The organism is Thermoanaerobaculia bacterium (assembly GCA_035593605.1).
In the GTDB taxonomy this organism is placed as follows: Bacteria; Acidobacteriota; Thermoanaerobaculia; order UBA2201; family DAOSWS01; genus DAOSWS01.
This window is the reverse complement of sequence record DAOSWS010000002.1, coordinates 81241-101766: the sequence shown is the minus strand read 5'-3', so window position 1 is coordinate 101766 and position 20526 is coordinate 81241. Positions and strand designations below refer to the sequence as shown.

The window sequence follows — 20526 nt, the reverse complement described above, 5'->3', positions numbered from 1 at the left end:
CCCTCAACTGATTGTACCCATGATGTAATCACGGGTCAGGGGTTCTTTCGGACTTGAGAAAACGTCCTCCGCTTTTCCATGCTCTATTAGCTCTCCCATGTAAAGGAAGATCACATAATCGGCCAGCCGTCGCGCCTGCCGAAGGATATGAGTAACCAGGATGATGGTGTAACTGTCTTTCAATGCTTTAAAACGCTGCTCAATCCTTTGGCTGGCTACGGGATCAAGGGCCGAGGTCGGTTCATCCGCCAGGATGATTTCCGGTTCTACCGCCAGGCCGCGGGCCAGGCAGAGCCTCTGCTGCTGACCGATGGAAAGCCTTGTAGCAGGCTCATGGAGGCGATCCTTCACTTCCTCCCAGAGGCTGGACATCTTCAGGTACTTTTCCACGATAGCATCCAGATCCTTGCGGTTTGGCGTTCCATGGATTCTCGGACCATAGGCGACGTTGTCATAAATGGACATTGGCAGTGGAAAGGGACGCTGGGAAAGGAGACCCATCTTTCGACGAATCCTTGTCACATCCGCATTCCGCGCATAGATATCTTCGCCATCAACCAGAACGCTGCCCGAGACTGAAGTTCCCTCCACCGTATCTACAAGTCGATTGAATGTACGGAGAAGTGTCGATTTTCCGCACCCTGAGGGCCCGATAATGGCGGTGATTGCACGATCCGGGATTTCCATATTGATGGAATGCAGTGCCTGCGCTTTTCCATAATGTACGTTCAGGTTTTCAACGGAAATGTGAGTCGACATGGTATCTCCTATTTCACAACGTGGCGTATCCAGCGACGGGATATCCATCTTGCACTCCCTGACAGGAGCAGGATCAGGATGGTAAGAATCATGGCAGAGGCATAGGCTCTCTGTTGGACTTCGGGAAATGGAGTTCCCAGCTGAAAAAAGATGGCAAGGGGCAGGGTTGCAACGGGATCAAGAAGGGACGATGGCACGGCATCAGAAAATCCGGCCGTAAATAAAACACTTGCCGCATCCCCCACTCCCCGTCCCGCGGCAATAAGAACAGCACTCAGCAGTCCGGGGAAAGCCTGTCGAACCACAACGCGCAACGCCGTTTCCAGACGGGTTGCCCCCAGGCTGAGAGAGGCTTCCACAAGCTCCGTCGGGACCATACTGATCACTTCATCCATCGCACGGGCCATAATCGGAATGATTAGAAGGGTCACAGTGATAATGCCAGCCAGAAGGGAAGCCTTCATCCCCATCGCAATCATGAGAGTAAACCCGAAAGCCCCGTAGACAATGGAAGGGACCCCCCAGAGAAGGTCCAGGGCAAGTCGAACGAGATGAGCTGTGGGCGATCCCTTTCTTGCATAGAGGTTCAGGTATAACGCCACCGGGAGGCTCAATCCGAGAGCCAGAAGCGTAGAACCACCGGTCAGAAAGAGAGACCCGAGAATGGCGTTGAGAATCCCTCCCTCCTTTCCGAGATAAAACCCTCCGCGGGGAGTTTTCAACACCATATCCAGGCTCATCGCCGGGAGTCCCTTGATCACGATGGTTCCAACGATGGACAGGAGGGTAAGCGCGATCAGCAATGTGGCTCCAATCATCAAGCCCACAAAAAACCTTTCCTCCCATCGTACCCATCGCCGGATCACAGGGTCCTCCTCTCTATCCGCACCAGTACCCAGCGGGAAAGAATCGAAAAGAAGAGAATGACACCAAAGAGAAGCAGGGCGGCCAGCATCAGCGCCGAATCATAAAGGGGGATGGACATCATTTCGCCGTAATTGTTGGCAATCAAAGCCGGAAGCGGATACCCGGCATCCAGAAGAGACCGGGGGATAACCGGTACATTACCCGCAACCATCAGTACGGCCATGGTCTCTCCAAACGCCCGGGTGAGCCCCAGAACACAGGCGGCAATGATCCCCGTAATGGATCGTCGAAGAACGACGTGCTTTACGGCCTGCCAGCGGGTGGCTCCAAGAGAGAGAGCCGCTTCCCTAGATTCCACCGGAACCGCGGAAAAGACCTCAAGAAGAACATGAATCACGACGGGAAGGATCATGACCGCCAGCACAATACCTGCCGTGAGAACCGAATACCCGGATGAAAACCGGCCCATGGCGGGGGCCAGGTGATCCCGGACAAGCGGCACAAAGACGACGATTCCCCAGACACCGTAGATGACGGAAGGGATTCCTGCAAGAAGATCGATAAGGGGCCGGAACGCGTTTCGCAGAGAACCGGGAGCGTACTCTGACAGGTACAGAGCCGAAAGAAGAGATAGAGGGAAGGCAATTCCAACGGCAATTCCCGTCACCCACAGGGTTCCAACCAGAAATGGAAGGAAGCCGAACTCGCCCCGAAGAGGTTTGAAGCTCGAACCCAGGAGAAGGTCACTCAGGTTGTGAGCCTTTAAAATCGGCAGAGATTTCACCAGCAGTGCGATACCTATGGTGACCATGAGAACCAGACTGAAGAAGGAAAGAAGCTGCATCCCTCTCCTGGCCGAGCTATCCAGGAACCGACGCATGGGTATCAGGGCTGCACGGCCGCTGGATCGATCAGGGATTTCATCTGGTCCTGAAGCTTTGCTTCCGGGAGTGCAATATACCCGGCAGGCTCGACAAATCTCTGACCATCCTTGAGGATCCAGAGAAGAAAGGATCGGACCAGTTTCCGTTCAGGTACACCCTTTGTCACAAGGTGAAGATCCCTGGCAGGCGGAGAAGGATAGATACCTTTCGCGATCGCCTCGGTAATCGAGTCGAGAGTCCCATATACGTCTTCCTCGGGTTCAATGGATCCACTCCCATTCAGATCGATGGGCAGTACGCGGATTCCCTGATTTGCGTGCCGGGTAGATCGGTCATAGGCATAGTTGATATTGTTGTACCCGATCCCCAGGGGATCACTCCGTACCGCTTCGGCCAGGCCGGGATCGCCATAGACTCCGACTCCCATAAGATCTTCCTGTTCCCCACCCAGGAAGTCAGCCCAGGTCTTGGCCGCACCACAGGCATCGGATCGGGTGTAGACATGGATGGAAAGAGGAGGTTCATTTCCAGGACTCTCCTTCCAGTTCTGAGTCTTTCCCGTGATCCAGATTGACCGCAGGGTCTCCCGATCCATTCCCCTGGCCAGAAGTTGATCGAGAAGCGGGTTCGAGACATTCACCGTGGGGACAACTGCATCCCGGACGACTGAAATCCACCAGGCACCCTGGGCGACTTCCTCCATCGAGATATCCCTGGAAACCATGCCAAGATCCACAGTCCCGGAAAGGGCATCGGCCATTCCTTTCCCTGCCCCTCCTGCAGATACTTCGACCATAACACCTGGATTTTCCTTCTGAAAGGCTTCGGCCCATGTCACGACCATGGGATAGAGAGCCCACGCGCCGGAAAGAGTGATCTTTCCCTGTAACGTTTCGGAATCAATTTTCTCCGGTTCAGGTCCGCATCCGATAGATGCAAGACAAGCGATGAAAAGTACGACACACAAGAAATTACGGAACATAGATCCTCCCTGGATCCATCTCCTCAGAAAAGCCCGTCAGGGCAGGGAGTATCACGAGGATCCATCCCATATTAAATATATTGTCCATAGTTTTTATAGACATATAGGCACGAAAAAAAAGCATCAGTCCTCTCCCCTTTTTCGGTGCGATTCACTCTTGAGAAGAACCGCTGCAAGATCAGTATGGTCCAGGATATCCGCCATGGCATCCCGCACATCCTGCATGACAAGCCGGATCCCGCAACTCTTAGCGTCGAGGCATTCTTCGCAGGGCCGGTAGGCAGTCTGGCTGACACAGGAGACGGGGGCAAGGGGTCCATCCAGAATCCGTATCACACTTCCCATTGTGATATCTCGTGGCGGACGTGCAAGTTCATATCCTCCTCCCCGGCCCCTTCGCGCAAAGAGAAGGCCCTGCTTGCGAAGTTCCAGGAGAATCTGCTCCAGAAACTTCTTTGGAATACGCTCCGCGGCAGCCAGGTCGGAAATCAGCACAGGCCCTTTTCCGTGTACCTGAGCAAGGTACAGGATGGCCTTCAATCCGTACTTAGCCTTTCTCGAGAGCATCTATATATCCTTAATGTCTATCATTATTATAGTCTTATAATACATCATTTTATGATGCCTGTCAAGCGCTATATTTCACAAGCCATGCAGTTCAGACCGTCGCCACCCTGGAATTTTCCGATTGAACTTTATCACAACGTCCTGAAATAAAGGAAGATAGTCGAAGATCACTATCTCCGTCAAAGTGCGTAAATTTGATCGCCATTCCGCCGGATTTCTCTTTACTGAGAAGGGTATGGCGGACGATTTCACCCGATCCATGGACAACCTCTTTATCTCCGGGAAGGATAAATTCAAAGTTCACCAGGTCACCGATATCGAGGCGCCGTCCCGTCTGAACCAGCATACCCGTAGCGGAAAGGTTGATTGTCTGACACAGGATAATACCCCTGGGACGTCGTTCCGGGATATCTAACCGCACCATGATTTGCGTCATCAGCCTTGGTGCGACGTACAGGAGTTCCTCGATCGTGGCCATGATGAACTGGGCGGCTGAATTGATGGGCATGACACGGCTGGCACCCCGTCCAACATACTTTCTGGCTTCATCTATTTTGGCGGGATGTGAAAACATCAGGAGAGGAGTATGGAGGCAGGGGGAATCTTCCCATCGAAGAATTTCGAACAAATCCTGCACGCCTCTGCCGGAAACAGGGTACCCCATAAGAATGAGGTCATACGACTGGTGAAGGATAAAGCTCGACGCACCCTGCGCTCGAGTCAGACGATCCACAGAGAACCCCCCCCTGGTAAGTACGGGCAGGATTCTGGCGTAGACCTCGACGGGAAGTTCGACGATCAGCGCCCTCCGTTCCACGGAGAAATTATACCATGTGTCTGGATCATGAGACCGGATCCCTGTAGAATAGAAAGCAGAGAGCATCCGTACATCGAATAGATGTGATCCTACGTAAACTGAGGTGCTGACATGAAAAAAGTAATCCTGATTCTGGTATGTGTTGTGGTTCTCTTTTTTGTCTTGAAGCTCTTTGTGGGTTCCGGCAGTGAAAAGGCGTTCAAGGAGTTCAGCGAATCCTGGGCACTGAATCGACTGGGAGAGGCGATGAATTATGGCGCTCCGGGTCTGCGGGAGGATCTGAAAGGCCTGGGAGTGAATGATGTTACCCACCATATGATGGAAAGCATTATGGGGGTCACCGTTCACGTGGACAGTATGGAAACCAGTCCTGCTGGGGAGGGGGTGGATGCTCGTGGTCGTATCCTGATCCTCTTTAACCCGCCCGGCGTGACTTCTGCCATGCGGGCTACCATGGCGGCACGCATCGAAACGGAAGCCATCGTGATAAAGACTCCTGACGGCTGGAAAGTCTCGTCCTTTACTCCCACCCTGCTGGAAATGAAAGAATTGAAGGCAGAGTAGACCAGGGAAATGGGAATGTTTGCGGCTGGTTCGATTGTTATCATAGATGGCAGTAGACTTAAACCTCCCTCCCCAATGCCGTTCTTCCGACTGCCGGAAACTCGCCGGACCGGCGGGTTTCCATTTCCTTTCCGTGTACCTTTACTCTCCCATGAACCCTTTGGTGAGAATTTTCGTATGACTGTTTAACCCGATGAAACGAATCTTCATGTCTCTTCACCAAACTTGTTTCTTGAGGATAGCGACCTTTGTCTGCATCCTCCTTTCTGGAGTATTCACAGCGAACCTCATGGCCTTTGATCATCTCACGGTCGATGACGGCCTCTCCCAGGGAACGATCACGGCGATTTTGCAGGATCGTCAGGGATTCATGTGGTTCGGGACCTCTGATGGACTCAACCGGTATGACGGCTATTCCTTCACGATCTATCGAAATATTCAGGGTAATCCCGGTTCCCTTCCCTACAGTATCGTAAGCGCTTTATACGAAGATCGAGAAGGAACTCTCTGGGTCGGGACAGCCGGAGGAGGGCTTGCCCGTTTTGATTCAGACACTGAAACTTTTACCTCATTTCCTCTTGTTCCCGAAAAGGATGTGTCATCCGGAGGCATGTTAATCGGCACAATCTGTGAAGATTCCCGGGGAAACTTATGGATTTCGGCGGGAAACAGGCTGTCGACGATCATCCAGTTTCTTCCCCGTACAGGAGAGTGGTTCCAATATCCATTGACTGATAAAGATACGGGGCATGCACTGGAAAGACTCCGTATCTTTTCCGATGACAGGGGGCAGGTGTGGGTGCTTGCGGATACACAGGTCCTTCGATGGGACTCGAAGGATAAGTCCTTCCATCAGGTACCCATGGAGTCCGTGGATCCCTCCCCCCTGGTTCCCTACTTCATGTGTGAAACCGACAAGGGACTGGTTTGTCTGACATCTCAGGGTGTATTCGTACCGGGAGAAGCATCGGATCACTTTGAATATCTGGAGCCCTTTTCGATTGACCCGGCACCGAACTGGCAGGAACGTTTAACGGCCGGCCTGATGACCCGGGACCGATCGGTATGGTTTGCCCTGCGGGATGGAGGTCTATACCGTTTCTCGGCCCAGACGGGTGAGTTGGACCATTTTTCCCCCGATCCCAATGACCCCGGATCGTTAAGTGATAACCCCATCTATCGCCTCTATATGGATGCCTCGGGAATTCTTTGGATCGGTACTGAAACCATGGGGCTGGACATCTACGATGCGACACGAACCAAATTTTCACGGATTCAGAAAAACCCGACAGAAACCGAAACGCTGACCAGTAACATGGTGTGGTCCGTTACCCAGGATCTGGATGGAAAGCTGTGGGTGGGTACACAGCGCGGGCTCAATGAAATCGATCGGAACTCAGGTTCGATCCGCCACTATTTTTATACAGAAAAAGAGGATTCCATGAATCCTCCGAATGATACGATTCAGTCTCTGTATTGCGACAAAGAAGGGACGATATGGGCAGGGGCCGCCCGGATGGGCCTGCACCGAAAACGCGCTTCGGACAAAGACTTTCAGCCCTTTTCATTTAACATTCCCAGAATAAGTCAGCTGAATGCGCGGGGCGTTATCGCCATTCATCAGGACAGCCATGGGTCCATGTGGTTCGGAACGGCAGGATATGGCCTGATCCGGTGGGATCCCGAAAAGAATACCTTCACCAATTTCACGATCGGTCTGGGCCCGGGAGGAGGTCTTCCGGGTGATGCCGTGCGGGACATCATGGAAGACAGCAAAGGAACCCTGTGGATTGCGGCACGCGGTGGAGTGTGCCGGTACATGCGGAAAGAAAATGGGTTTGACTGCTGGACTCACGACCCTGGAAATCCCTATGGTCTGAATCACCCTTACACCCAGTGCCTGGAGGAGGATAAAGAGGGCAAAATCTGGGTTGGAACACTCGGGGGCGGGCTGAACGGTCTCGATCCTACAACCGGGCGTTTCACCCATATTATGGAGCGAGATGGTCTCCCCAATAATGTCATCTACGGAATCTTGAGGGATGGGGAGGGACATCTCTGGCTTTCGACCAATGCGGGAATCGCCCGATTTACGCCGGAAACCGGAATGATCAAGAGGTTTGGTGTCGAAGATGGCCTTCAAAGCATGGAGTTTAACGCCGGCGCATCCTTTAGAAACGACTCCGGAGATATGTTTTTCGGAGGTGTCAGAGGGTTGAATGTTTTTTCCCCCGACATATTGAGTGAAAACCCGCACCCGCCCAAAGTGACCATAACCGGATTCCGTCTGTTCAATAAACCGGTTACCGTGGGCGAGCATTCTCCTCTGCGTCAGGCTATCTGCGTTACCGAAGTAATCGATCTCCCCTACAATCAGAACTCCATGTCTTTCGAGTATGTCGGTCTCCACTTCAGTGCTCCTCAGAAAAATCAGTACGCCTACCGGCTGGAGGGATTAGAGGACGATTGGACGATGGCGGGAAACCGTCGGATTGCTATCTACACCAACATTCCTCCTGGATCGTACACCTTTCATGTTCGAGCAGCTTCCAGTGATGGCATCTGGAACGATGAAGGGGCTCAGCTGCGCATCCGCATCCATCCTCCGTGGTGGAAAACGTGGTGGGCTTATCTCTTCTACCTCTTTGGCGCCGTGGGCCTCGTTCTGACCATCGTTCGCGTTGAAAAAGCCCGGGAGAGGGAAAAGGCCCGTCTGACAGAAGCAGAGCTGAGAGCCAGGGCGGCGGAACTTCAGTCCCGTGTCGCAGAAGCTCAGTCCAGAGCGCTGCAAAACGAAATCGATCTTAAGAATCAGGAGTTGGAAGAGGCTAGAAGGTTTCAGCTTTCCATGCTGCCGGTACGGCCCCCTTCGATCCCCGGTCTGGAAATTGCAGCATTTATGCAGACCGCCTCCGAAGTGGGTGGAGATTATTACGACTTCCACGTCTGTGAGGATGGGAGTCTGACCGTGGCAATTGGAGATGCAACCGGCCACGGGACTCGATCCGGGATCATGGTCGCGATCATGAAGGGTCTCTTTTCCACCTTACGAGGGAAAACGAACCTTTTAGAATTCATGCAGCAAACCAATATTTTGCTGAAGACCATGCGGCTGGAAAACATGTGGATGGCCTTAACCCTTCTCCGGTACAAAGATGGTAATGTAAATCTCACCTCCGCAGGAATGCCTCCGGTCCTGATCTACAAGGCAGCCAAAGAAACCGTAACGGAACTCCTGGTTGAGGGTATGCTTCTGGGCGTGGATTTCCCCGTCCCTCACCGGGATGAGAACTTCCATCTGGATCCGGGGGATACGATTCTGCTGATGACAGATGGGTTTGCTGAATTATACAGTGACGAGGAAGAGATCCTGGATTACCCGCGGGCGATCCGCATCTTTGAAGAGGTGGCCGACCAAAGTCCCGGACAGATCATTGAGCACCTCGTCAATGCCGGAGATGAGTGGCGGAAGGAACGGCACCAGGAAGACGACATCACCTTTGTCGTACTCAAGATAACCTGAACCCTGGCTCTGGACCTCACCCAATCTCTGTCGTACAATAATCAGGACCAGACATTGCCGGTCGTCAGAAATGAGGAGGTTGCCATGAAAGAGACCATTATCTGGAGCGAAGAAACCGTGACCTGCCCTGAGGAAGGACGATCGGCCCACCTTCTCGTGGAATGGAAGGATGAAGATGGAGATCTGAAACTCAAGGGCGTATGCTGCGACAATCCCAAGTTTGGAAGCCTTGAGAATCACTCCTGCGAGGGTTCCTGCTGGGAGGTACTCTCCCCATCAGAATGAGAGTCCCAAACGCCTGGGATTCCCGTTTTTTCTATGTTTGCCCCCTTTCAAAAAAAGTAATTCGTACCCGGCCATGGCCCTGACACGACACGAAAAATCCTGGATCCTCTATGACTGGGCCAATTCAGCCTTCATTCTGATTGCTACTACAGCCATTCTTCCTCTCTATTTCAAGGAGGTTGTTTCATCCGGAGTCGACCCTGCTGTTTCCACTTCCCAGTGGGGTTTCGTCAATGGATTTGCTTCCCTCTGCATCGCCCTTATCGCCCCGTTTCTGGGCTCCCTGGCAGACATCCGCGGATTCAAAAAACCTGTGTGGATGATCTTCTGGCTGATCGGCGTTTTCTTCACCCTTCCTATTGCCCTTTCCGGACCGGGAACCATCACGCTCTGTCTTCTCCTTTATGGAATTGCTCGAATCGGGTTTTCCGGTGCCAATGTCGTATACGACGCTTTTCTTGTCGATGTAACAAGAGAGGAGCGGATGGACTGGATTTCCACGCTGGGATACGGATGGGGATACATTGGAAGTACCATCCCCTTCCTGCTGAGTCTGGCCATTATCCAGTATCCTTCCCTTGTAGGACTATCCGGACCAGGGGAAGCCACTCGCCTGGCTTTTGTGATCACGGCTGTTTGGTGGTTCGTCTTCGGTATTCCCATGGCAAGAAACGTCACCCAGCACCATGGCGTCCCTCCCACTTCTCATCCTGTGCGTGACTCAATCAGGCGATTAAGCGCCACATTCAGCCATATCCGACAGTACAGGAAACCCTTCCTCTTCCTCCTCGCCTATTTTTTCTACATTGACGCCGTGGATACGATCATCATCATGGCCACAGCCTACGGGAAGGACCTGGGTTTCGGAACGTCCATGCTGTTGACAGTTGTCCTGGTCATCCAGTTTGTCGCCTTTCCCTGTGCCCTTCTCTACGGCTGGCTTGCAAGGAAACTGGGCGGGCGATTCATGCTTCTGGCCGGACTTGGTGTCTACACTCTCATCATTCTGACCGGCTATCTCCTCCCCTCCCTTGCAGACCCGGACATGCAGATGATCCTCTTCTGGGTCATGGCCCTTCTTGTCGCCTCATCGCAGGGAGGAATCCAGGCTCTGAGCCGTTCTCTCTTTGCCCGTCTGGTACCCCGTGATTCCGCTTCGGAGTTCTTCGGGTTCTACAACATCTTCGGCAAGTTTGCCGTTGTACTTGGACCCATTCTGATGGGTTTGACCACCCGCCTCTCCGGGCATTCACGGTTCGGGGTCTTAAGCCTGCTTCTTCTCCTCGGTACGGGAGTCTTCATCCTGGTACGTATCGACCTTTCGGAGACAGGGTGCCAAAAGAACTGACCCACTGGACCCTGGCCATGGAGGTCCGGAATGCTCTTCCATCCGGCCCTCTGAAGAAATGCCTGGAAACCCACCTTCCTCTCTACCTTTTCGGCGCTGTGGTGCACGATTCCTCGTATTACACGATTCGGGGACATCCCTTCCCTTCCCTGGATCACGCGGAAAAGATTTTGAACGGCACGGCGGGAGAAGATACCTTCGACTCGATTCGAAGACTCCTGAAGGACGAGCCGCGCGGTAACCCTGCCACCCTGGCTCTTGCAGTCGGGGCACTTACCCACATCCTGGCCGACGCATCGTTTCATCCCCTTGTCTATTACGTTTCTGGGCGACGGGTTTCAGGCGATCGAGACCGGAACCGGACGGCATCGATCCGCCACCATACCTTTGAAACCTACCTTGACATTTATGTGGCTTCGGCTCAAAGCCTTCCCAATCGTGGACGGGTAAGGAACCTTCTGAAAGGCATCCCGGTATCCCGGTCATGGCTCGTCCAGAGAATATCAGCGTTTTACGGCGTCCAGGGTTCAGCAGGGAAAACGAGCATTCGGAGAGCCATTCGCAACCATGCCTGGATTCAGTCTCTTTTTTTCAGACCTTCCATCCGTTTCCTGGTGAATGCTCTGGGTACCCTGCCCATCTTCGATCGTGATCTGATCCTCTCTTCTTTCTATCCCTCTCCTGAGCCCGTAAAGATCCCCTTCTTTGAACATCCGATCGAATATCGTCACCCCGTTCTGGGCAACCCGATCCAAACCACGATCCAGGAAATGGGAAAGCAAACCGCTGCACGGCTTATTGAACTCCTCACCCCCCTGGATGAGCTTCTTGCGGCCGGCCAGGCTCACCTCTTCCTGGATGGCATGCATGGACCCGGGCTATCGACGGGCTTACTCGGGGTCCCCTATGATTCCATGGTCCATTTCGAAACAGCCACACCCATGATGGAGTTACTGCTGAATCCAAAATAAACCCCCGCCTTGTCACTCATAATCCGATGGTTGCATATTTGTAATTTTGGAAACAGATTCACACACAAGGAATAGGTAAATTGAGCGTGTCAACATATTTCAAAGCAAAAAGATGGACAAAGTAAATGGCCGCTACACAACAGAGAACATTAGCGAAGAGCGGACAATACCAGCGAAATCACTAAAAGCCACTACGGATCAGAAGGTTTTGTAATCAGAAGGGATAGGGTTCAAGCTCGGAGATCCGCTGCACATAGCCATCCATGTCGAATTTCCGCGTCAGTCCTTTGTCGTTCATGTAGCGGATCTTTCCAAATATGGCACGTTCCTGCCACGGGCGGTCATGCTTCCCGAAACACCAGGCCACACCGGCAAATCCGTTGGGGTCCCTTCCATCCAGTTCCCACCGGTTATTAAGATCAAGGGCGGTTTGAAACGCCTCCTCCCATGTCGCGGACCACTCAAGGATCTTCTTTCCCCAGTACATCCGCATGTATCCGTGCATACTCCCGGTCCGAACCATCTCCAGCTGTGCCGCGTTCCAGTAAGGATCGTGGGTTTGGGACCTTTCCAGTTCCGAAAACGAATAGAGTGTTTCACGGTCATCAGAAGCATGCTCCGATAACGTTCGAACCGCCCATTCCGGTAAGCATTGAACGGTATCGTACTCGGCGTTGTAATGAACAAAATTGACCGCAAGCTCTCTCCGGACGATCAGTTCTTCGAGAAAGGCTTTCGAACCCGGGCCGGGTCTATTCCTGGCCATGAGAGCCAACGTCAGAGGAGAGATCTGACCAAAGTGGAGATAGGGGCTCATGCCCGACGCTCCCTGGAGCGAAGGATCGTTTCGATCTTCATGGTAGTGATCAAGATTGTGCTCAACAAACGAAGTAAATGAGTCAAGGGCCCGGGCCGTCCCTCCCTGTAACCCGGGGACCGGGGGAACAGTACGGTCTACGTCGAGCAATTCCAGAATGGAAGGAAGGTCATTCACGTCTAATCCTTCCGGCAGCTCCCCCATCCATGGATACCGCAGAGGTTGCGGGTGAAGCGGGACCAGGTAGTCGGAAAGAAGCTGACTTACTCTGCGTCGCAATACAGCTGCAGACCAGGCTTCACGGGGGTAAGCAGTTTCCACGGGGACAATGACATCGGTTTCCACCTGGATCAGAGGACATTGCAATTGGATGGCCGCCTGGCTTCGCCATTGTTTCTGGATGCGCGTATATCCGCAATCCACCACGACCGCCGAAGCTTCCCGTCCAAGTTCCATCACACCTTCCTCAGGATCTTCTTTGCGAAGAACAAAAGCGACTCCCATTTCCTTTACTTCTGCGGCAACCTCCCGCAACCCTTCCAGCATAAAACGGTAATGGCGAAGGTTGGCCCCTGGATATCCGTCAGTCAGCCCGAAATAGACCAGAAGGGGGCACTTCCACTGGTTTGCCAATCCGATCGCATAGTGCAGGGCATGATTATCCAGGACTCGCTGGCTTGCCTGCATCCAGTAGAGAACGTAGTTCTTTTTTTGAGGCCTATGGTTGTTTAAATCACGAATCCTCTCAGGCAGAATCATGGCTCTTCCACTGGAACCGATGGAAAGATCTGGCGAAGTTTCTCTGAACGATAATCGAAAATTCCGCGAAGCCGGGGTCTAATGAACAGGGAATGAATAGGAATCGACAGGGGGTACCAGGGAATTCGGTAATGGACAATATCTTCGACCTCCACACCATCCTGGACTTCACGGAAATGGTGCTGGTGGTGCCAGAAACGGTACGGTCCCATTCTCTGCTCGTCGACGAAAAAATGGGGTTCGCGGACATGGGTGATCTCTGTGACCCATCGAACTGCAATGCCTGCCACAGGCCGGATCCGGTAGGTAAGGATCATCCCCTCATACATGGCCGGCGGATTACCTTCCACGACCAGATGAAGGTCGGAGGGGGTCATGGCTGACAGGTTTCCGGGATCCGAGAAAAATCCCCATGCACGGGTCAGGCTGACGGGAATCACCTGGCGGCGTTCAATTTTGAAAAGGCCCATGGCGGTTATTGATTCCCTTCTTTCCTGGACTGCCCGTTTTCCTTCTTCACAGCTCTCCGGGCTATGGCTCGAATCATACCGCGAAAGACAACCGCGTGAAAGGGATAGATCAGGTACCAGTAAAGAAGCCCCCCCAGTCCGCGCGGGATAAACGTCGCGCGCTGTGTGATCTCCACATGGCCTGCCTCCCCTGGTCCGAGGGTAAATTCAAGGGTCGCCGAACCGGGCAATTTCATGTCCGCTTCCAGAAGAAGCTGACGGGGAGGATTCCAAATTCTAATCGTCCAGAAATCGACCGAATCTCCTTCCCTGCGGAGTTCGTCGGATGGACCGGATGGCTGAAAGCCCGGGCCTCCGACCATTTTATCCATCCACCCCCGCAGTCTCCAGAGCCAGTTGGCAAAGTAGTATCCCCTCGCGCCTCCAATCGATCCAATCGGATGCCAGGCGTGCTGAAGATCGGTGCGAACAATCTTCCTCCTCACATCCTCCAGCCGGGGACCGCCCGACCAGGATGGATCTCCCGGCACGGGTTGCTCGAGAACCCCATCTTCTCCCGGTGATTTATTTTCGATGCAAGGATGTACGGAACGCCGGATGGCCTCCTCCGGTGTGAGCAATGTGCGGGGGATAAGGGAGAGGATAGTATGGTCCCTGCAGATCACTTCATGAGAAAGACCTTCCGCGAGGGGGCGGGCAAGGGAGGCGTGGATGGGCGTAACCAGATGAATCCAGTACGAGCTTAACCTTGGAGTCAGGACCGGAACCGGAATAATCAGCCGTCTCCAGAGCCCGGTGATGCGGGCGTACATCTTCATCAGATCATGGTACGTCAGAATTTCCGGTCCCCCGATGTCATAGGTCTGGTTCCTTGAATCTTCGTGGAACAGGACACCCGCAAGGTAATGAACGACATCCGTCACGGCGATTGGCTGGTTCCGGGTTCGGACCCAACGGGGTGTGATCATGGCCGGAAGCCGTTCGACAAGGTAACGAAGAATCTCAAAGGAGGCGCTTCCCGATCCGATAATCATGGCAGCCCTGAGAGTAGTTACAGGGACCCCGCTTCCCGCAAGAATATCAGCGACCTCATGTCGGGATTTCAAATGAGCACTCAGCTTCTGTTCTTCCTCACCCAGACCGCCGAGATAGATGATCCGTCGTACATCAGAATCCCTCGCAATTTCCGCCATTGTTTCCGCGGCTCTTCGATCGGTGGATGCGAAATTGGAAACACCAGGGTTCATTGAATGGACAAGGTAATAAACAGCATTCACTCCCCGGCAGGCTTCACGCAGGGAAGCTGGATCGAGAACGTCCGCGGAAACACATTCGACCCCGGGAGAGGTGCTCCAGGGGTGGTGCTTCAACCTCTCCATCGACCTTCCGGCCGCCCGAACAGAAGCACCCCTGGAAAGGAGAACGGGGATGAGCCTTGAACCCACAAACCCCGTCGCACCCAGAACGAGGATACGGCGGCCCCTCAGCGATTCAGCCACAGGATTGCCGCGTTCAGGACCGTGGCATAAGTGAGCCAGAGAAAATAGGGAATCAGAAGGATCCCCGCCCCTACATGGATTCGCATGAATGCTACCAGGGTCCATGCCACGAGAACGAGCAGGATACCGATGTCAATCAATCCAAGGAGAGGTGAGCGCATTCCGAAAAAGAGAAAGGACCAGGCCGCATTGAAAACAAGCTGTGCGAAAAAGAGTATCAGTGCGGCACGTATCAGGCTGAGAGAAGCGGAACTCTGCCAGATGAGGAAAGCGGCAATCCCCATCAGAATATAGAGCAGAATCCATACGGGGCCAAAGAGCCAGTTTGGCGGTGTAAAAAAGGGTTTCTCCAGATGCACATACCAGGAGGAAATTGCCGGCCGTGTGACCAGCGCTCCCATGATCCCGGCCAGTTGACTGATGGCCAGAAAAGCGATGAAAACCAGGGCTGAATACAGTGTTCGCGTCATCATAGGATCACCCATGAAAATCCGTTATCGGCCTGAAATATTCCTTTGAGGTGAATCAATCCAGGTAGCCAAGGGATGAGAGATGCTTTTTCTGCTCCTCGCTCAAAACAACCTGGTCACGCTCTCCCGCCCGGAAGCTCCCATCCGGATTCATGTAGTCTTCAATCTCTTTCCTCAACTGATCCGCCACTTCGGTTTTGTCCTGCAATAGAGAGCGCTGCTCTCCTGGATCCTCACGAAGGTCATAGAGTTCCTCTGGATCGTGGTTGGTACCGAAAGGATGGATAAGTTTGAAGCGCTGGCGGATAATTGCGGCCTTGTCAGACGCGTGACGCCTTGTCCGGGCATAGATCGTACGATCCTTTCCGGGCTCACGCATCAGGGAATCAAAGGGTCGGCCGCTGAAGCTCGGAGGCGCAGAGAGATTGGAAAGACGAAGGATGGTAGGCCCCAGGTCCAGGAGAGAGATCCGTTCCGGAACCACCTTTCGCAGGGAGGATGACGGTCTTCCTGGAAGTTTGATGAGCAGGGGAACATGGACCACTTCCTGGTAAAGGGTACGAATATGGTGAACCGAACCGTGGTCCTGGAATTCCTCACCGTGGTCAGCCATCACAACAATCAGGCTGTCCTGCCAGAGGTCCAGCTCCTTTAACCGGGAAAAAAGACGCCCGATATGATGATCGGCATAAGCGATTTCACCGTCGTAGAGCCCGACGACCTGTTGGAGGTCCTCATTCGACATCAACCGGGTACGATCCAGATAAGAGAGGAGGTATCCGATGGAACCGTCAGCTTCGCCATCGTAGCCGGGATCGGAAAATTTCTCATCGTAGGGTGAAGGAGGATCGTAGGGAAAGTGGGGATCGAAGTAATGCAGGTAAAGAAAGTACTTCTGCTTTCCGTGAGATTCGAGCCACGGAAAAACCGCTTCATTCAGCTGGTCCGCTCGAAGCTGTTGACCTTCCCGGTAATTCCAGTCGATGGAAAGCTCAAGGAATTCGTCAAATCCTTTTTCAAAGCCGTAGATGTGGCTTACGTAAATATGAGTAATGAAAGCGGAGGTATTCCAACCCTGAACCTTAAAGGCCGTAGCCAGAGTCGGTACGATCGGATTCAGGCGGGTCCCCCGATCCTCCACGCCATGCTGGGGAGGAGTAAGAGAGGTGAAAAATGACATCATCGAAGGCAGGGTCCAGGAGGAACAGGCATAGGCTTCTTTAAACCTTACGGCTTCGCTCCGTGCAAAGGCATCCAGGGAAGGCGATGTATCTCTCGGATATCCGTAGCAGGAGAGATGATCGGCCCGCAGGGTATCGATGGTAATCACGATTACCCGGCCGGGAACCGGCCACGTCTTTTCCATATCCGGAGAAGACATGCGGGAAAAGAACGATGTCCATACAAAATAGAGCAAAACCAGGACCAGGAACAGAGAGAGAAAAAGGAGGAATTTCCTCCCTGAGAGCTTTTGGTGACTCATGCTTCCATCCTTACACATGCCTGGATCTTTGCTTCGGATCGAATCATCACAGGGCCATGAGAAAACAAGGGATTTTCATCGCGATTTCTATTATACATCTCTGTTCTCCAACCAAATATACACCTGATATACTGGCGCCATGACTCAAAGAAGAAATTTCGACAATGCCGCTCCAGATTGGGATTCAAAGACCCGAAGAATCGAACTTGCCCGGGCCGTCGCAGAGGGAATCCGAAGACAGATCGAGATAAAACCCTCCTGGGAATTGATGGATTATGGCTGTGGGACCGGACTTCTCAGTTTTGAGATGGCTCCCTACGTCGCCACCGTTACCGGGGTAGACAGTTCGGAGGGCATGCTGAACGTCATGTCCGGGAAGATTCATCCCGACGATCATGACCGGATTCATGTCTGGAAGCTGGACTTTGAGCACGATCCGATTCCCGATAAACGGTTCCACATTATCGTATCCAGCATGACCCTCCACCATATCCCCGATCCGATCAGACTGCTTTCCCGGATGTCCGCTCTCCTGCACCCAGGTGGATCTCTGGCCATGGCGGACCTGGATCGGGAAGATGGAGATTTCCATGAAGATTCTACCGGGGTATTCCATCATGGGTTCTCCGGGGATGAATTTCGGGAGATCCTTACCCGGGCCGGCTACACAGATGTGGACGTCAGATTTGTGCACACCACACGGAAAGTCACCTCTTCAGGAGAAACCAAGGACTTCCGGATCTTACTGGCTACAGGGAGACGGCCCGGGGATTGACCCCCTTCTCAGGGTAAGTGATTTATACGGAAAGGTTCGCCTTTTCAGGATTCCCGCAGTTGGAGGGCGAGATAGTTCTGGATTCCCATCTGGGAAATCTGATCCAGCTGGCTTTCCAGCCAGTCGGCGTGGTCCTCTTCATCCTTCAGGATATGTTCCAGGGTTTCCCGTGTTCCCGCATCTCCGAGCTCGAGACATGTTTTGATATGCCCCTGATACATTTTGATCGCTCCATACTCGGATGTAAGGTCATTCGCCATCATTTTCTCGACCGCATCCCCGATGTGGATTGGATTCAGCGTGGAAACCACAGGGCACCCTTCGAGAAAGATAATGCGTCCAATAAGTTCTTCTGCATGCTTCATCTCCTGAATGGCACGCTTTTCGATCTTTTCATGGAGAATATCGTATCCCCAGTCCTTGCACATCTCACTGTGAACAATGTACTGGTTGATGGCGGTTAATTCATCGGCGAGAGCCGAATTCAGGATTGATATTACCTTCTTGCTTCCCTTCATTGGAACCTCCCTGGAATAGAATGACGGCTCTTCCATTTGAACAAACCGTGAGAATTAAGTCAATCGACGAGATACCCTCACAAAGAACAACAGTCCAGCGAGTAAAGGAAAAGAAGGGAGAAAGCAGGAAACAGGCGCTGCAGCTCTGGATTATCCGGGATAGATGCCTGCCTCATTTCTACCGGGGACACAGATGACCTGTCCCCAAATGAAATCTTGGACTCTTTGCGGGAAAAATAAATTGTAAAGATTTAGTTTTAAAAAGAAAGAGACGCTACATCCACAATGGGTCGGGCAGTCGAGGCAACCAGCCCATCGATGGTGGCATGACGGGAAAGAGGATCAGACTCTTGATCCATAAGAGAGTCAAGGGTTTTACTCGGGAGTAGAACCCAGATCTCCCCGGAGTCAGTACGGAGAGCGTATGCATGTCCGACTTCCGAGCAGGGACGGAGCCCCCTGTGCTGATGATTCATCATGCAGCGCAGACAGACAATTTCACCTTCCAGGTGTACGGGCTGCCCGACGGATGCAGAAACCACGGCAGCCCCGATGGTCTGCGCCGACATTTCTCCGCCCCGGAACAGGGTCGTCACAAGTCCTCCCATGACCAGCAGAAGGCTGGCGGCAAGGACGTAAAGAAGAGGTCTGTAATTGCGTTCCCTTTCCTGGCAAAGTCTGCGGATGTCTTCCTTCAGGCGCTCCGGAGCCCTCAGCTGAAGGACGTGGTGACGGATTTCTTCCCGAACCCGCTGGACCTGGTCAAATTTACCCGCACACTCCGGACAACGTTCCAGATGTTCTTCAATGAGAAGTGCTGTCTTGCTATCCAGTTCATTATCCAGATATGCATAGAGAAAGGTGCAAACCTGTTGGCAGTCAAGATTTTGATTCATATTCATCCGTTCTAACATCTTCGATTCATGTTCTATTCCTGTTCCCCTCCCCCGTACACCTGTAGCGGCCCGGGATTGTGAAAAAACGATCTTTCCGTGAAGAGACAATGCAACGTCTGGTAGACTGTATCATGAAAGGAGGTAAGATGAAGCAATCTGCTTTCTCTATTCTGGGGGCCGCACTTCTCCTTCTTGCCGCATCCCCCCCCGCATCCGATGAAACAGCCGCCGCCGATGCCGCTTCCCGGTTCGCCACCCGACTCAAGACAGCCCTTTCACAATCGATCCAGGAGGGCGGCTTCTCCGGTGCCATCGAAGTTTGTCACATCCAGGCACCTAAGATTGCCGAAGACATTTCCCGGGAAACTGGAATGAGGATTCGGAGAGTCAGTCTGAAGGCCCGAAACGTTTCGAATCGGCCAGATCCGTGGGAGATAAAGGTCCTTCGTGAGTTTGAAACGCTGCTGAGTAAGGGTGATCCACCTGAATCCCTGGTACGATCTGAAATCGTCGAGAGTGGCAAAACCAGAGAGTTCAGGTATATGAAGGGTATTGTAACGCAAGGGCTTTGCCTGAATTGTCATGGGAAGGAAATTCCTGCAGAAGTAAAAACCAAACTGGAGGAGTTGTATCCGGATGATGGAGCGAGAGGCCACCAGGTCGGTGATCTTCGCGGTGCCTTTTCACTTCGGAAAAACCTCTAATCGGACAGCATCACTCCCAGAGTCCGTACCAGAATTCTTCGTCATCCCCCCGTGATTCACACTTGGTGTGGGTGAGCCTGACGCTCTTTCCACCGGACAATTCCATGGTTCGTTCGATGAATCCCGTAATCCGCGTGCAAAGGGCCGGATGGCCAAACTCAGCTCCCGTAATCTTCACATTGGCGTCATTCTTGGAGACGACTTCCGCTTCCATCTTTCCCTGGCTGTAGTATGATTTAAAGATCAGCGGTGCCTGGCGAATCATCATGGCCGGAGATCCGACCTTCAGAAAGATCTTATAGATTCCGGTGAAGCCTTCATCGGCACTGACGCGCCCCATATCATGGAACACTTTGGCCGCGTCAAGATCCCCCTGTTTCACGTACGCATCCATGATGCCGACAATAATATCCGATGGATAAAATTCCGAAGTCAGGATCGGACGGGCGAGAACCTTTTGGATGTCCTCAGGGAGAGTTTTCAGAAATGCTTCGTACCCCGATTCCCCGAGATGGCCTTTAATGTATTTGAGAACAGATTTCAGGATGGGACCTTTCGCCTTTATCAT

21 protein-coding genes are annotated in these 20526 nt (G+C 52.9%); 7 read left to right on the top strand and 14 right to left on the bottom strand.

Going from position 1 to position 20526, the window contains the following annotated elements; genetic code table 11:
- Window positions 1-3 precede the first annotated feature (3 nt).
- The 6 genes from pstB to PLD04_01360 form a co-directional block, all read right to left on the bottom strand.
- Window positions 4-807 carry a phosphate ABC transporter ATP-binding protein PstB gene (gene pstB, locus PLD04_01385; GenBank protein HXK66970.1) on the bottom strand — a complete coding sequence of 268 codons (804 nt, stop codon included), beginning with the start codon at window positions 805-807 and terminating at the stop codon, window positions 4-6.
- Window positions 768-1625 carry a phosphate ABC transporter permease PstA gene (gene pstA / locus PLD04_01380; protein HXK66969.1) on the bottom strand — a complete coding sequence of 286 codons (858 nt, stop codon included), beginning with the start codon at window positions 1623-1625 and terminating at the stop codon, window positions 768-770. Before pstA ends, pstB begins: the two co-directional genes overlap by 40 nt.
- Window positions 1622-2470, bottom strand: coding sequence for a phosphate ABC transporter permease subunit PstC (gene pstC, locus PLD04_01375; GenBank protein ID HXK66968.1), 849 nt, complete (start codon window positions 2468-2470; stop codon window positions 1622-1624). The genes pstA and pstC overlap by 4 nt, the downstream gene beginning before the upstream one ends.
- Window positions 2471-2511: 41 nt before the next feature.
- The gene (locus tag PLD04_01370; GenBank protein HXK66967.1) at window positions 2512-3492 is read right to left on the bottom strand and encodes a PstS family phosphate ABC transporter substrate-binding protein; all 981 of its coding nucleotides are present in this window, start codon (window positions 3490-3492) and stop codon (window positions 2512-2514) included.
- A 123-nt stretch (window positions 3493-3615) separates the two neighbouring features.
- Window positions 3616-4059, bottom strand: coding sequence for an Rrf2 family transcriptional regulator (locus PLD04_01365; GenBank protein HXK66966.1), 444 nt, complete (start codon window positions 4057-4059; stop codon window positions 3616-3618).
- A gap of 91 nt (window positions 4060-4150) precedes the next feature.
- Complete coding sequence (locus PLD04_01360; protein ID HXK66965.1) at window positions 4151-4876, bottom strand: PilZ domain-containing protein; 726 nt, start codon at window positions 4874-4876, stop codon at window positions 4151-4153.
- A gap of 111 nt (window positions 4877-4987) precedes the next feature.
- On the opposite strand from PLD04_01360, the gene PLD04_01355 reads away from it, so the two are divergent.
- The 5 genes from PLD04_01355 to PLD04_01335 all read left to right on the top strand — a co-directional run bounded on the left by PLD04_01355 (window position 4988) and on the right by PLD04_01335 (window position 11567).
- A complete protein-coding gene (locus PLD04_01355; GenBank protein HXK66964.1) occupies window positions 4988-5440 on the top strand; it encodes a hypothetical protein in 453 nt (150 codons plus the stop codon).
- A gap of 232 nt (window positions 5441-5672) precedes the next feature.
- Window positions 5673-8963: a two-component regulator propeller domain-containing protein gene (locus PLD04_01350; GenBank protein ID HXK66963.1), complete on the top strand. Its 3291-nt coding sequence runs from the start codon at window positions 5673-5675 to the stop codon at window positions 8961-8963.
- Window positions 8964-9047: 84 nt separating this feature from the next.
- The gene (locus tag PLD04_01345) at window positions 9048-9248 is read left to right on the top strand and encodes a hypothetical protein (GenBank protein HXK66962.1); all 201 of its coding nucleotides are present in this window, start codon (window positions 9048-9050) and stop codon (window positions 9246-9248) included.
- A gap of 73 nt (window positions 9249-9321) precedes the next feature.
- Window positions 9322-10596: an MFS transporter gene (locus PLD04_01340; GenBank protein ID HXK66961.1), complete on the top strand. Its 1275-nt coding sequence runs from the start codon at window positions 9322-9324 to the stop codon at window positions 10594-10596.
- A complete protein-coding gene (locus PLD04_01335) occupies window positions 10581-11567 on the top strand; it encodes a zinc dependent phospholipase C family protein (protein ID HXK66960.1) in 987 nt (328 codons plus the stop codon). The genes PLD04_01340 and PLD04_01335 overlap by 16 nt, the downstream gene beginning before the upstream one ends.
- Window positions 11568-11781: 214 nt before the next feature.
- Here the strand turns inward: PLD04_01335 and PLD04_01330 are convergent, their stop codons facing one another.
- The 5 genes from PLD04_01330 to PLD04_01310 are packed head-to-tail and all read right to left on the bottom strand — an operon-like array spanning window position 11782 to window position 17065.
- Window positions 11782-13143 (bottom strand): deoxyribodipyrimidine photo-lyase, encoded by a 1362-nt coding sequence (locus PLD04_01330; GenBank protein ID HXK66959.1) that lies wholly within the window; start codon window positions 13141-13143, stop codon window positions 11782-11784.
- A complete protein-coding gene (locus tag PLD04_01325) occupies window positions 13140-13613 on the bottom strand; it encodes an SRPBCC family protein (GenBank protein HXK66958.1) in 474 nt (157 codons plus the stop codon). Before PLD04_01325 ends, PLD04_01330 begins: the two co-directional genes overlap by 4 nt.
- A 5-nt stretch (window positions 13614-13618) precedes the next feature.
- Window positions 13619-15112, bottom strand: coding sequence for an SDR family oxidoreductase (locus PLD04_01320; protein HXK66957.1), 1494 nt, complete (start codon window positions 15110-15112; stop codon window positions 13619-13621).
- The gene (locus tag PLD04_01315; protein ID HXK66956.1) at window positions 15097-15582 is read right to left on the bottom strand and encodes a tryptophan-rich sensory protein; all 486 of its coding nucleotides are present in this window, start codon (window positions 15580-15582) and stop codon (window positions 15097-15099) included. The genes PLD04_01320 and PLD04_01315 overlap by 16 nt, the downstream gene beginning before the upstream one ends.
- A 55-nt stretch (window positions 15583-15637) precedes the next feature.
- Window positions 15638-17065, bottom strand: coding sequence for a sulfatase (locus PLD04_01310; protein ID HXK66955.1), 1428 nt, complete (start codon window positions 17063-17065; stop codon window positions 15638-15640).
- A gap of 139 nt (window positions 17066-17204) precedes the next feature.
- Between PLD04_01310 and PLD04_01305 the strand changes: the two genes are divergently transcribed.
- Window positions 17205-17840, top strand: coding sequence for a class I SAM-dependent methyltransferase (locus PLD04_01305; GenBank protein ID HXK66954.1), 636 nt, complete (start codon window positions 17205-17207; stop codon window positions 17838-17840).
- 44 nt (window positions 17841-17884) lie between these two features.
- Here PLD04_01305 and bfr read toward each other — a convergent pair whose 3' ends face one another.
- Both bfr and PLD04_01295 read right to left on the bottom strand, forming a co-directional pair.
- Entirely contained in the window at window positions 17885-18358 is a 474-nt protein-coding gene (gene bfr, locus PLD04_01300; protein ID HXK66953.1) for a bacterioferritin, read from the bottom strand.
- Between the two features lie 257 nt (window positions 18359-18615).
- The gene (locus PLD04_01295; protein HXK66952.1) at window positions 18616-19254 is read right to left on the bottom strand and encodes a zf-HC2 domain-containing protein; all 639 of its coding nucleotides are present in this window, start codon (window positions 19252-19254) and stop codon (window positions 18616-18618) included.
- A 146-nt stretch (window positions 19255-19400) separates the two neighbouring features.
- Between PLD04_01295 and PLD04_01290 the strand changes: the two genes are divergently transcribed.
- Complete coding sequence (locus PLD04_01290) at window positions 19401-19958, top strand: DUF3365 domain-containing protein (GenBank protein HXK66951.1); 558 nt, start codon at window positions 19401-19403, stop codon at window positions 19956-19958.
- A gap of 10 nt (window positions 19959-19968) precedes the next feature.
- Here PLD04_01290 and PLD04_01285 read toward each other — a convergent pair whose 3' ends face one another.
- A complete protein-coding gene (locus PLD04_01285) occupies window positions 19969-20526 on the bottom strand; it encodes a hypothetical protein (protein HXK66950.1) in 558 nt (185 codons plus the stop codon).